11 protein-coding genes are annotated in these 13,852 nt (G+C 51.6%); 9 read left to right on the forward strand and 2 right to left on the reverse strand.

Going from position 1 to position 13,852, the window contains the following annotated elements; translation table 11 throughout:
* Nucleotides 1-96: 96 nt before the first annotated feature.
* A complete protein-coding gene (locus tag F566_RS0114265) occupies nt 97-420 on the reverse strand; it encodes a BolA family protein (protein WP_026180011.1) in 324 nt (107 codons plus the stop codon).
* A 433-nt stretch (nt 421-853) separates the two neighbouring features.
* On the opposite strand from F566_RS0114265, the gene F566_RS0114270 reads away from it, so the two are divergent.
* The 4 genes from F566_RS0114270 to F566_RS0114285 all read left to right on the forward strand — a co-directional run bounded on the left by F566_RS0114270 (nt 854) and on the right by F566_RS0114285 (nt 6,469).
* Nucleotides 854-1,543 (forward strand): response regulator transcription factor, encoded by a 690-nt coding sequence (locus F566_RS0114270; protein WP_342662549.1) that lies wholly within the window; start codon nt 854-856, stop codon nt 1,541-1,543.
* A gap of 96 nt (nt 1,544-1,639) precedes the next feature.
* A complete protein-coding gene (locus F566_RS0114275) occupies nt 1,640-3,217 on the forward strand; it encodes a FecR family protein (RefSeq protein WP_020407679.1) in 1,578 nt (525 codons plus the stop codon).
* 17 nt (nt 3,218-3,234) lie between these two features.
* Entirely contained in the window at nt 3,235-5,895 is a 2,661-nt protein-coding gene (locus tag F566_RS0114280) for a CHASE2 domain-containing protein (protein ID WP_020407680.1), read from the forward strand.
* Between the two features lie 304 nt (nt 5,896-6,199).
* Entirely contained in the window at nt 6,200-6,469 is a 270-nt protein-coding gene (locus F566_RS0114285) for a hypothetical protein (protein WP_020407681.1), read from the forward strand.
* Nucleotides 6,470-6,596: 127 nt separating this feature from the next.
* Here the strand turns inward: F566_RS0114285 and F566_RS0114290 are convergent, their stop codons facing one another.
* Complete coding sequence (locus F566_RS0114290) at nt 6,597-6,884, reverse strand: encapsulin-associated ferritin-like protein (RefSeq protein ID WP_020407682.1); 288 nt, start codon at nt 6,882-6,884, stop codon at nt 6,597-6,599.
* Nucleotides 6,885-7,101: 217 nt separating this feature from the next.
* On the opposite strand from F566_RS0114290, the gene F566_RS0114295 reads away from it, so the two are divergent.
* From F566_RS0114295 to F566_RS0114315, 5 genes are all read left to right on the forward strand, one after another.
* Nucleotides 7,102-7,854: a response regulator gene (locus tag F566_RS0114295; protein WP_026180013.1), complete on the forward strand. Its 753-nt coding sequence runs from the start codon at nt 7,102-7,104 to the stop codon at nt 7,852-7,854.
* Entirely contained in the window at nt 7,848-10,409 is a 2,562-nt protein-coding gene (locus F566_RS0114300; RefSeq protein WP_020407684.1) for a PAS-domain containing protein, read from the forward strand. Before F566_RS0114295 ends, F566_RS0114300 begins: the two co-directional genes overlap by 7 nt.
* A gap of 380 nt (nt 10,410-10,789) precedes the next feature.
* Nucleotides 10,790-11,824, forward strand: coding sequence for a sugar ABC transporter substrate-binding protein (locus tag F566_RS0114305; RefSeq protein WP_026180015.1), 1,035 nt, complete (start codon nt 10,790-10,792; stop codon nt 11,822-11,824).
* A gap of 106 nt (nt 11,825-11,930) precedes the next feature.
* Nucleotides 11,931-13,019, forward strand: coding sequence for an ABC transporter permease (locus F566_RS0114310; protein WP_020407686.1), 1,089 nt, complete (start codon nt 11,931-11,933; stop codon nt 13,017-13,019).
* Entirely contained in the window at nt 13,016-13,810 is a 795-nt protein-coding gene (locus F566_RS0114315; RefSeq protein ID WP_033416304.1) for an ATP-binding cassette domain-containing protein, read from the forward strand. Before F566_RS0114310 ends, F566_RS0114315 begins: the two co-directional genes overlap by 4 nt.
* The last annotated feature ends 42 nt before the right edge of the window (nt 13,811-13,852 follow it).

Raw genomic sequence — 13,852 nt, forward strand, 5'->3', positions numbered from 1 at the left:
TTGTTTTTATAGATCAACTTTTTTATAAATCAGGTTTTATTGATCTGTTTTAATAGACCTCTGTTATCGATGCTCAATGATCGAATGAAGGATAGATCAGACAGTTTTGTCGTGTTTACTGCCACCCATACAATTGGGTGAATCCGGAGCATTCCCTGCTTCTACCCACTCTCCAGCCGTATAGGTATGTAAGGCCAAAGCGTGAACGCCATTCTGCATTTGCTCTCTGAGCGCACCGTAAACTTTCTGGTGACGCTGGACTGAGCGCAGCCCATCGAACTGATCGCTGACCAGCACCACCTTGAAATGTGTTTCAGAGTTCGGTGGTACGCTATGCATATGGCTTTCGTTAATCACTTCCAGATGAGAGGGCTGGAAGTCCCGGGTCAAAGTATCTTCGATCGTTTGTTGGATAGTCATGATTTTATTCAAAAGGTTATGTGTAAGATCCGCTGGCAAATTCCATTCATTATTCACAGGCATAGGCCGGAAATGAGCTACCTGGCCAGGAATGAAACCAGACAGTCTAGAATTGACTTATATTGTAGACCACAGAGGCATGCGGTGTCCCAAGAGTCTGGCCTTAAATCGCTGACGCGGAATTTCACCTCAACCGACACAAAGCTTTGCAGTTCCTTACATAAAGAAGTTGTTTATTTATTAGTCTGGTAGTGAACTGTGAAATGGCGATAAAGTGTTTCCAGGATGTGTGGCCGCATTTTTTATCAATTTCGGGTAAAAAATAGCGAATACGGATAATTGCTGCCACAATAAAATAGTGAAAAAACAACAATAACTTGTCTGTACTTAAGACAATAACTTTATCTACCACTACTCAAACCAATAAATGAACATGATGAAGATAGCGCTTCTGGAAGACGACCCGAACCTGGCTGAGCAATTACTCGGTCATTTGAAAGATTCTGAGATTATGTGCAAACACTACAGCACCGGAAAAGACTTTCTCTACGCGGTCACCCATGACAGCTTTGATTTGTTGATCATGGATTGGCAGTTACCCGATATGGAGGGTATCGACGCATTGAGAAAACTCCGCCAGCAACTGGACTGGCCGATTCCTGTGCTGTTTTTGACCCAACGGGAAGCTGAAGAGGACATCATCAATGCCCTTCAGGCCGGCGCCGACGACTATATGGTCAAACCGGCTCGTCCCGGTGAGCTGCTGGCACGTCTGCGTGCGTTGGTACGCCGTAACCAGAAAGAAACCTCACAATCCGAGGAAGAAACTTTCGGCCCGTTTCGTATCAACCACAAAAGACGCACCATCCATCTTCATGACGAGCCCCTGACACTGACGGACAAGGATTTTGAACTAACGACGTTCCTGTTTGAAAACAAAGGCCGTTTGCTGTCCCGCAAATATCTGCTGGAGAGAGTCTGGGGAGTCAATAGCGATATCAACACACGCACAGTCGACACTCACATGAGCCGACTGCGCCGCAAGCTCGGAATCAAACCGGAAAACGGGTTCCGGATCAAAACCATTTATCAGCATGGATACCGATTGGAGGACGCAGATTGATACGACAAACCGCGCACGCTCCTTATCAGATTATCACTAGACCAGGGAATTGGCTGTCGACTGTCCTGTTAAAATGACGTTACGGACGGGTAGCTTATGAAGCGAATACTCCAAGCTCTGCTCTTCAGCCTGGTGCTCCTGGCAGGCAATACAGCCCTGGCCAATGATCCTCATCAGGATTGGGTTTACACAGCACGGCCCAATGACACCCTGCAATCCATCGCACAGAAGTACCTGATGCCAGATCGTCGTTGGGATGCACTGGTTCGCTACAACAAATTTGACGGCAGCGGCATACTGAAAGCCGGTACACTGGTCAACATTCCTGTCGCCTGGCTGAAACACTACCCTCAGCCGGCCACTCTGACGATCACTCAGGGGGAAGTCTGGTTACGTCGCGCCCATACAACAAACTATATTCCCGCCCTCCCCGGCAACAAACTGAATATTGGCGACGAACTGAAAACCCAAGAGGGTCAGGCAAGGGTAAAATTTGCCGACGGAAGCTCTCTGTCTGTCGCTTATCAATCCATTGTGATCTTCAACACACTGACGCATTTCAGTGATACCGGCATGGTGGATACCCGATTCCGGCTGCTCAAAGGCTCCATCGAGACCAATGTCACTCCCCGGAAAGGCCCGGCAGCCCGCTATGAAGTGACCACGCCCTCTGCCGTGGCGGCAGTCAGGGGCACTGCGTTTCGGATGAATGTCACGGCCACTGTCACCGTGACTGAGGTGACCAAGGGCATCGTCGAAGTCTCCAACAATGTGACCTCCAGAACACTGACCAAAGGCCAGGGTGCTGTTATATCCGAATCCATTTCCTTTGACGAACTGCCGCTGTTGCCAGCGCCGGATGTAAAAGCCCCCGGCACCATGTCGGAAATGCCTTTCCGCTTGAGCTGGTCATTGCTGGACGGTGCCGTTGCTTACCGTGTGGAACTGTATTCTGACGAGCCGGATTCGCTGCCGATACTGGCGGAACGGATTGAATCACCGAATATAGAACTCCCCCGACTGAATAATGGTGAATACCGCCTGCGTATTAGGGGGATTGCCGCTGACGACCTCGAAGGGGTCGATACAGAAGTGAAATTCAGAGTGGAACAGAAAGCCACGCCAGCCAAATTGTTGCAGCCACTGTCGGATGCATTTCTGAATACTCCTTCTCCCATGTTTCGCTGGAAGGTGGAATCTCCTTACATGCTGAGCAGCCTGGAAATTTCCCGCGACTCGCAATTTCTGGAACTTTATTCGCGCACGCCATTCTCAGCCACGGACAGCACACAGAGTGACAGGCCCCTTGCTGCGGGAAAGTACTTTTGGCGGGTTGTCACCCTCGTCGGGGGTGACAACTTTAACTATAGCCCTGCCCGACCGCTAACTATCCAGGGACAGTTACTGATGACAGAAGTCATCGCCGTAAACTATCTGGATGAACAGGCCAAAGTATTCTGGAAAACCGTTCCTGATGCCAAGGGCTACCATGTACAACTGGCGGAAGACGAAAATTTCAACCGGGTCATCCGCGAATACCAATTGGATAACACTTACGCCAATGTGCTGCTTGAGCCCGGTAAAACCTACTGGATTCGGGTTAAGGGGCTGGGCGATGAGCTACATGCGTCAGAATTCGGACAAGCACAAATAATTAAAATTCAATCGCCCTGACAGGAAAGACATCACGGATGAGCGATAAGCCTTCCACCAGACTCAGTCCACACTCCGGCACCAGCCGGCAATTTCCCGTTTCAGAACGCTACCTGTTTGCTGCCGTTCTGGTCGCTCTGTGTTTTTCGCTATTATTTACTGGCTGGACACAACGCCTGGATTACCTGATATACGACGGCTTCCTCAAACTGCAACCGCTGAAAACCTCTACCTCCAGCGCCATTGTGGCCATTGACGAAAAGAGTCTTCGGGAGCTGGGCCGCTGGCCCTGGGACCGGTCAGTCCACGCGGAACTGATCACCAAATTACGCCAGGCCGGAGCCAAGGCGGTGGTGTTTGACCTCCTTCTGGCCGAGCCCGGCCCCCCCATTGCCGATCAGCTTTTCAAGGTTTCCATGAAGGAGGCCGGCAATGTGCTGTTACCACTTCATATCGACTTTATCGGTTCCAGCGGTCGCCTGACGGAAATTCTGCCTACGCAGCCTTTTGTGGAGTCCGCCGCAGGCTTGGGGCATGCCCAGATAGAACTGGACGCAGATGGTATCGCCAGAGGTCTCTATCTGTATCAGGGGCTGGGAGACACTTTCTGGCCCAGTCTGGCGCTGGCCACACATGAGACCGTCACCGGCACCAAGTATGACGTCAGCCACAACATCGAACACTCAACGGGATCCGGTCAATTCAACATTCGCGAAGCCTACCGGCTGATTCCGTTTGTCGGCCCACCAGGTAGTTTTGCTACCTTGAGTTACAGCGACATTCTCCACAGCGAACTGCCGCCGGACTATTTCGCAGGGAGGGTGATATTTGTCGGCGCCACCGCGGCAGGCCTTGGTGACTTCATCGCGACACCAGTGTCCGGAAGCCTGTTCAATATGCCGGGCGTGGAGGTTCATGCCAATATTTACGAAGCCTTGGCTCAGCATAACCTGGGTACTTATGTTGAAATCGAGTGGCAGTATCTGCTATCCCTCAGCCTGGTGTTAATCGCCGCCCTGAGCTTCCCCCGGGTATCACCGGACCGTAATCTGCCCATGACAGTCGCACTGGCCTCAGGCGTCCTGGCTTTCAGTTACTTTTTACTGGTACTGGAGCATCAGTGGTTCCCTCCCTCTTCCGTGCTGGTGACTCTACTGTTCGCTTACCCGTTCTGGAGTTGGCGTCGCCTTTCAAGACTGAACCTTTTCCTGCGCCAGGAACTGGAAAGGCTGGCAGACGAACCCAAGGTACAGCAGGGCAGTTCCTATGATTCTCCACAACAGTGGGCTCAGCACCTGGCCCGGTTGATCAAACCTGTTCGTTGGGAATTCCAGGATATCCGAGAAAACGCCGAACCGAGTTTTGAGGTGAACGATGCAGAGCACTTTGCCGAGATACTACTCCCGGTGGATGTCCAGGACCGACCAACCGCGCTCTACCTCAAGCTAGAGTGCCAACCGGATCAACTGAGCGCGACCGTGGATTATGTGAAGAGGCTATACCCGGCATTATTGGAAGGCACAACATTACCCCGGCTTTCAAACGAGTTAATTGACCGGCGAATCATGCAGGTACACAGGGCCATCGCTGCTATGCAGGAAATGCGTGAATTTATCTCAGATACTGTTTCGAACATGGCGGATGGTATTCTGGTCAGCGACGAATTCGGCCGCATTCTGTTCCTCAACAATCATGCCCTGAGGTGGCTTAGTCCCGGTGCACACGCAGGGGAATTTATCGCCGAATACATGCCCGTCACCAATACTCTTTCCCCGGGAGACTGGGAAACCATTATCCGACAAGTCATCATGCAGGACGAACAGCATTCAGAAGAACTCTACCTGAACGACTCCGCCGTACTTGTCTCCCTGGTGCCGATTCGATTCAGACACCGCTTCAGTACCGGCATCATTATCAATTTCTCTGATATCACGGCAATTCATGAGGCCCAACGCAAACGTCTGGAGACGATCAACTTTATCTCTCATGACCTGCGGGCACCATTGGCATCACAATTGGCATTGCTGGACACACTGCGATCTTCCCTGCCGGAAGAATTTGCCCCCAAACTTGATACCGCCCAGTCATTGACTGAGAAAAGTCTGGCCATGTCCGAACAGTTTCTACAACTGGCCAGGGTGGAGGCTGCCGATCATATTCACCTATACGAATGCGAGATGCTTGATGTGGTGGACAACGCAGTGGACGGCATTACACCGGTGATGCAGAAACAGGGGATTCATATCCGCATTCTGGGTGATTACGATTCGATTCCCATTATCGGGAATGCCGAATTGTTGGAAAGAAGCCTCCAGAATCTGCTTCAGAATGCCGTAAAATTCAGCCCCAGAAAATCGGAAATCACCGTCCAGATGACCCTGGAAGAAGATCATGTCCATATTGATGTTCGCGATCAGGGACCAGGAATTGCACCTGAAGAACTCCCAACTCTGTTTGATCCGTACCGCCGCACCCGGAGTTCAGAGCAGCTAGGTGTCAGCGGCAGTGGTTTGGGTCTGCGCTTTGTCAAACTGGTCATGGATCGTCATGGCGGTGAGGTAAAAGTTTCCAGCCAGCTCGGACAGGGCACCTGCTTCACCTTGATCATTCCACTGAAAACCAGTGAGCTCACTAGCCAGGAGGGCAATTCCGGATCCAACAGTGCAGACTCCGCAATACAACAAAGTACCGGAACCTGACAGAAGCATTCTGACACAGGGGCTTTGGAACCTTCGTCTTCACAATCAATGACGAGGTTCATCCGCAGATTTCACAGTCTTTGACAGACCTTGCCTTCTATTCCCACCCCCGCCAAACCATACTTTAAGCAACAGAAAATTCATTGTTCTCTATTGATTACGATCAAATCATTACTCTGGGATCTTCCCGTCAGGAAGCGAATCCAGAGTCAGCAATCAAAGAATTGCATTAATAATAAACCTGGTAAAAGGATGTCGAGGAAATACTGTGAACGGAAGACCAGAACTAAAATGGTCGAGTAGTATGCAACACTTTTCTTTTCTGACACTTGCCTTTATTGGATTCGGCTTCAGTGTTATCAGCACCATGTTTATCCAACGGGATCATGGCGAACAGGCACAATATGATTTCTCGGTTCCACATGTGGAGCTTCAACAACAGACAACCCAGTATATGGATCCAACCTGTGCCAGCTCAGACACCTGTTTGCGTCAAATTGTCGGGAAGCCCATGCTGATGCATGACTATTTCCTGCTAGATGACACCTCGGCCGGAATCACCATTTTTAAATAATCAACAATCCCTTTCCCCCCTCTGGGGGTTAGTCGATATCAATGCCGGATCTAAGCTGCTCTAACAGGACGTGGAAAGAGAGCAAAGCGGCCCGATAAAGGCCGCAGAGATGACTGAAATGCACCCCTTATTTATGGGCAATAGGTTTGTCAGTAAACAGGTAATCTTTCAGTTCTTTATCAAACGTTGGATCTTTGCGGCGAATCCATTCCAGTACCATCGCAGCATGTTCTTTTTCCTCATCCCGGTTATGCTCGAGGATGGCTTTCAGTTCCTGATCCTTACAGGCATCAACCCGCTGGTTATACCAATCTACAGCTTCCAGCTCTTCCATTAACGACGTGATCGCCCGGTGCATGTCACGGGTTTCATCCGACAATTCATTAATAGGCTCGTGGTAACCTTCGTTCGCCATTGGCTCCTCCGTTTACAGAATTCACAGTCTGTGGTGTACTTTTCTTGTAGGGTCTGTTGACGATTAGGATCTGACAACGCCTCCGTACCCAGTAAAGCATTACCAAATCCTAGTATGGACAGCTGAGTTCATATGTACAACCTGGCGAATCTCCCTCAACAGGGACAACAAAAACAAAACGCACAGCCACCGGCTGTCACCCGAGAGCGAACATAAGTTGCAAGAATTACCCAAACACCGCGTCCTCATTGTGGATGACGAACAGGAAGTCTGCGCCGTACTGGAAGACTGCCTGCAACAGGCCGGCTATCTGACCACTGCCGTCGCCAGTGGTCAGTCTATGTTTCAGAGTCTGGAACAGAACGCTTATTCCCTCCTGATCATGGACCTGAAGCTGAAAGGTGAGGACGGGTTGCTCCTCGCCCGTCAGGTGAGGGAGCAAAGCGTCATGCCGATTATGATGCTCACAGGAAAAGGTGACGAAACCGATCGCATTCTCGGCCTCGAACTGGCCGCTGACGATTACCTCATGAAGCCCTTCAACATCCGTGAGCTGGTGGCCAGAGTCAATGCCCTGATTCGCCGTAGTACCCGTCTCTCGAGGGCGGGTAATGGAACCGAGGAGGCTGATCGAAATCAGGGACATGAATGTCTTGTATTCGGCGATTGGATTCTGGACCTGACCGCACGGGAACTCAGACACCAGAGAGGGCAACGAATTGACCTGACCTTTGGCGAGTTCTCCCTCCTTGAGGTCCTTGCCCGTTCTCCAAAAAGAGTTTTTTCCCGGGAAGAGCTTCTGGAACGCACCCGAGGAGATCAATCGGATGTATTTGACCGCACGATTGATGTCCAGATATTGCGTATTCGCCGCAAGATTGAGCCTAACCCCAAAACTCCGATGTATATCAGAACCGAACGGGGTATCGGGTACATATTCAGTCATTCTGTACAGAAAAGCCGATGCTGAGTATCAAGACTCGCAGTCTATGGACACTGCTCGTCCTGGCATTACTGACACTCAGCATGGGCCTTGTGGGTTGGCTGGTCACCCGTCAGACCGCTGATACGGTCTATCGCTTCGAATCTCTCACCTTACCGGAAATCAGCACGGCACTGAATCTATCCGAAGGCGTTGCGCAACTGGCCGCTCTTTCCCCTTACGTCGCCGACGCCGCCCGCCCTTTTTTGCTCCAGAACGAACGCCTCCGGTTGGAGAAAAAATTCAATGAACTCAAACTGGTTGCCGCCAACATACGCGATGAGCGCTTCCGTTCTGAACTCGAATCACGCCTGGACAAGCTTTTTGGATTTGTCAGCGAGCTGATCGAAGTCGTGGAAGATGAACTGTTCCTGCGCGAAGATGTGCTTGCCCTGCGTTTTGACATCGACGACCTGGCTGACTACCGAACTTCAACCTACGCTGGTGAAGATTCGTCCCTGGCTTTGTTGCACAGCACCCTGAAAAACCTTACCCGCCCGGATAGTTTGAAACTGGCTAATCCGGACGCCAGGGAGTTTGCAGAGGCAGAATCCGCCGCCTCTCAAATCTCAGAAGACAACCTGAAAAAGAGTGCCGATAGGCTGTTGAGCGCCATCCGGCTTGCCCATCAACGTCTGGCCGAGTTCCGTCAACGAAAGCCCTACCTGATCGCTTCCATACGCGCTCAGTCCGAAGAATTGACCCATCAAGTCAATTTGTTTGTCGGCGACCTGCAAAAAAGCGTCGTCCGTCAACGCCAAACCGTATCTGAGGCGGTGAAGCAGGGCCAGGGCTGGATACTACTCATGTCTTTACTGATGCTCAGTGCATTCATCTACAGCGCCCGTTTCAACTACGGGGTGACCCGTGACCTGGAAGCCGTGACCCGTGATATGACCCGACTGGCCCAGGGCGACACTGATACCCCAGAGCCCACGATCAATCGTTCTGATGAAATTGGCGAACTCGCAAGCTCCTTTAGTGTCTTCCGTCGCGATGCGCTGCAGATGCGCCAGGTCAGCCAGGATCTGAAAGCCCAGTCCAAGTTACTGGAAACAGTATTCAACCAGATTCACGACGGACTCAGTGTATTTTCTCGGGATCAGCGCCTGATCGCCTGGAACCGACGTTACCTGGAGATATTCGATCTCTCCGCAGATGACGTCAGGCGCAATATGTCCCTATCCGAATTACAGGAAATGATGTCACGGCAGCCTCATCGTAATCTGTCCATTGACCGCTACCCGATCGACATGGCAGATCTTAACCTGGCACGTCTGCAATCCGCACAGACTTTCGAACGCCACTTCGATAACGGCAAGGTCGTGGAATTCCGCAGCCAACCTATGCCAGAGGGCGGCTTTGTTACGCTGTATCGTGATCTGACAGAACGACGCACCATGGAGCAACAGCTGATCCAGGCTCAAAAAATGGAAGTTCTGGGTCAACTGACGGGCGGCGTTGCCCATGATTTCAATAATCTGCTGGCAGCCATTCTCGGCAATCTGCAACTACTGAATCAGTCAACGGACTTGCAAGACAGCCAGCAACAGCAGATACACAGAGCCCTGCGGGTCACGGAAAAAGGCGTCAGCCTGGTCCAACGACTGCTCGCCTTCAGCCGGAAACAGCAGCTCTACCCGGAAATCACCAATGTGGACGAGTTGCTGGAAGGCATGCTGGACCTGGTGGAATACAGTGTCGGCCAGAACATAGAAGTCACCACCGACTTGCAGGCCCCTGGTTATAAGGTATTTGTGGACCCTTCGCAGCTGGAAAATGCCATTCTGAATCTGGCTCTCAACAGCAGCGCCGCCATGTCGGACGGGGGTAAATTGATATTCCGTACCAGAATCCGGAACCCCCAGGCTCACCAAGGCAATGAAAAAAGCCAACTTATTCTAACGGTGATTGATACCGGAACAGGCATCCCACAGGAGCTCCAGGAGCGTATCCTCGAACCCTTCTTCACGACCAAGCCCGTAGGCAAAGGTAGCGGACTGGGACTCAGTATGGTCTATGGGTTTGTCAGCCAGTCTGGCGGTCATCTCAGTATCGATTCCTCTCGAAACTGGGGGACACACATCTCTCTGGTGTTTCCCCTGGAAGAACAAGAGCCCCTCACGGCGCATGCCGAGCAGACGCTGGCCATTCATCTACGACTCCCCGCCTCTGGACAGATTGCGTTGGTGGAAGACGACCCGGATGTGCAGGCCACCATCGCGCAGCAATTCGAATCTTTTGGCCTCAAAACTGACTGCTATAGCCGGGCGGAGGATCTGCTGAAACTCTTATTCGCGTCCTCTTCAGACACCATTCCACTCCCCGATCTGGTAGTGACTGATATCAACTTACAGGGAAGCATGAACGGTGTGGAATTCTTCAGGGAGTGTCAACAGAGGTTCCCTGAATTAAATGTCGTAATGACCTCAGGCATGCCGAGAGAAATCCTGGAAAGCCGCTACGGACTGCATCCTGAAGACCCGCTGCTACCGAAACCCATTTCCCAGTCAACATTGCAGAAAATCATCCAGATTATTTAGGGTCTGTTGACGTTTCATATGATGCTCATGGAGAACCTGAAAGCAGGTCAGTCAAGGCACGAGAAGTGAGATTAGTCATTCCAAATGAACGCCGAGCAACAAAGAGGGACCTGTTTTCAGGCTCTCTACCCACTAAAGGGGTACTAGCCCGCAGGGCTGGGCCTCATTTTGCCCTCTGCGGTATTGTCGATCGCTTATGTAGAATGACTACCACCCACCAATAACTCTCTGATCTTCTGATCATTTTTGCAATGTTACAAATATTACAAAGCCCCCCTGTCTGCTGAAATTTCCCATTAGCAATCCAGTGAGATGCTTAATACCAGCTCCTGAACGGGCGATACAACCAGGTATTCATGCAATTACTGGAGAATAAAAATATGAAACTTGCAAAATACAGCTCTATTCTGGCCTTATGCACTGCACTGGCCTCCCCTTTTTCACTGGCTGATGACCAAGCCGATAGCAAAGTTATCGTTGGCCTGATCACCAAAACCAATACCAATCCCTTTTTTGTCAAAATGAAGGAAGGCGCGCAACAGAAAGCCTCTGAACTGGGCATGGATCTGCGCACCTTTTCCGGTCGATACGATGGCGACAACGACTCCCAGGTACAGGCAATTGAAAATCTGGTGGCTTCAGGCGCCAAAGGTATCCTGATCACGCCAAGCGATCCGGCAGGCGTAGTTCCTGCCATTGAGAAAGCGCGTAAAGCCGGCGTGCTTGTCATAGCACTGGATACACCGCTGAATCCGGCGACAGCAGCAGACGCCACTTTTGCCACGGATAATTTCAAAGCGGGCGAACTGATCGGTGAATGGGCGCGAGAGCAACTGGGCTCGGAGGCGGATAACGCCAAGATCGCTTTACTGGACCTCAATACCAGCGAAATTACCGTGGATGTGGCACGGAACCAAGGCTTTTTGAAAGGATTCGGTATAGATCTGAAAGACCCCAATGACATCGGCGATGAAAGTGACCCACGTATTGTCGGCAATGATGTCACTCTGGGCTCAGAAGAAGGCGGGCGCCGGGCCATGGAAAACCTGATGCAGAAAGATCCTGGCGTCAATGTGGTGTACACCATCAACGAACCGGCTGCTGCAGGTGCCTACGAGGCGCTGAAAGCTTTTGGAATGGAGAAGGATGTTCTGATCGTCTCCGTTGACGGCGGCTGCTCCGGCGTACGTAACATCGAGTCTGGCGTGATTGGTGCCACCTCTATGCAGTTTCCTCTCAAAATGGCTTCCATGGGAGTTGAAGCCATTAAGAACTTCGCGGAGACCAACCAAAAACCTTCCGCCACTCCGGGCCTGGAATTTGTGAATACCGGTGTCGAGCTGATCACCAATCAACCAGTCTCTAACATTCCATCCTCGACCTCCAAAGATGGCTTGAACAAGTGCTGGGGTTAACGACTCTGCTCGATTAAACCTCTGCAACTGAGCTGTCGCTGATTGGCAAACCATCTCGATAGCTCGGTCTTTCTAGATCACTCTTCGGAACATGGCGGGATTGAACATGAGCGAGACACTCAAACCAACTCCTACCGGTCATCAGATACTGGACCACGAACGCGTGGCGGATCAGGCCCAGGGCAATGTTGCCCGCTTTGAACAGCATCTGACACCGGGACAACGTATTCATCGTTTTCTTCACAGTAACCCCACTGCCGCTCCGGTCATGGTGTTACTTTTGGCTATCGCCACTTTCACGCTGATCGTTGGCGAACGCTTCCTGCATCCATTCAATTTGTCCCTGGTGCTACAGCAGGTCACCATTATCGGTATCCTGGGTGTTGCCCAGACCTTGATCATTCTCACGGCGGGGATAGATTTGTCTGTGGGTGCCATTATGGTCCTGAGCACCGTCGTCATGGGACGTTTCGCAGTTGAGTTCGGCATGCCTCCCATGTTCGCCTTGTTGGCAGGATTTGCTGTTGGGGCTCTGGCCGGTGCCATCAACGGCGCTCTGGTAACCCGCCTGAAGCTCCCGCCCTTTATCGTAACACTGGGCACCTGGAATATTTTCTTTGCCCTGAACCTCTGGTACTCCAAAAGCGAAACCATAAGATCTCAGGAAATTGAAGCAGTCGCTCCCCTTCTGCAATGGGCCGGGCAGACCATTGAATTGTTCGGCGCCCGCCTTTCATATGGCTCGCTGATGATGATCGGACTCTTTATCCTGATCTGGTACGCACTGAACTGGACATCCTGGGGGCGACACGTGTATGCCACAGGAGATGACCCTGACGCTGCCAGATTGGCCGGTATCAGAACCGACAGAATCCTGCTTTCCGTGTATATCGTTGCTGGCGTGATCTGTGCTCTGGCCGCCTGGGCATTAATCGGGCGTATAGGCTCTGTCAGTCCGCAGGCTGGCTACACGGCCAATCTGGACAGCATAACGGCAGTAGTAATAGGCGGGACCTCTCTATTCGGAGGGCGAGGTTCCATCTACGGTACCCTGATCGGTGCACTTGTCGTCGGTATTTTTCGCAATGGACTGGCCTTATCCGGCGTCGATGTACTATGGCAGGAATTTACTGTCGGCATGCTGATCATCGTGGCTGTCGGAATCGATCAATGGATAAGAAAGGTGTCATCATGAACAGATATGATCAAACACCGGTCCTGCAGGCGCGGGGCCTGGTAAAACGCTACGGGCGTGTCACTGCCATCGATGACACGGATTTCGATTTATATGCTGGCGAAATTCTGGCTGTCATTGGCGACAACGGTGCGGGGAAATCCTCCCTGATCAAGGCCCTTTCCGGTGCTGTGTCTCCGGATGCCGGCGAAATTTTCGTAGACGGCAAACCGACCACCTTCAACAACCCACTGGATGCCCGGTCACAGGGAATCGAAACGGTCTACCAGAATCTGGCCGTCTCACCAGCACTTAATATTGCAGACAATCTCTATCTTGGCCGGGAAATTCGCAAACCGGGCATCCTGGGAAGTGTTTTCCGCATGCTGGACAAGAAAAAGATGCATGAGGCGGCGCGCCATAAAATGTCTGACCTGGGATTGCTGACAATTCAGAATATTGGACAGACAGTTGAAACACTGTCCGGCGGCCAGCGTCAGGGAGTGGCGGTGGCACGTTCGGCGATGTTCGGCAGTCGTGTGGTCATCATGGACGAGCCAACCGCTGCGTTGGGTGTGAAAGAGTCCCGACGGGTACTGGGGCTGATTCGTCAGGTCAGAGACAAAGGTTTACCAGTGGTTCTGATCAGCCACAATATGCCTCATGTCTTCGAAGTGGCGGACCGAATCCACATTCACCGACTGGGCAAACGAATTGCGGTGATCAGCCCTAAAACCCACAGCATGTCAGATGCAGTGGCCATCATGACTGGCGCCATGGACCCGAATCAACCCGGCAGTCTTCAAGACTGACAGGCTTATGCTAATCTTTGATCGGCTCTTTAATAGAGAATC

The organism is Hahella ganghwensis DSM 17046, from assembly GCF_000376785.1.
Classification (GTDB): Bacteria; Pseudomonadota; Gammaproteobacteria; order Pseudomonadales; family Oleiphilaceae; genus Hahella; species Hahella ganghwensis.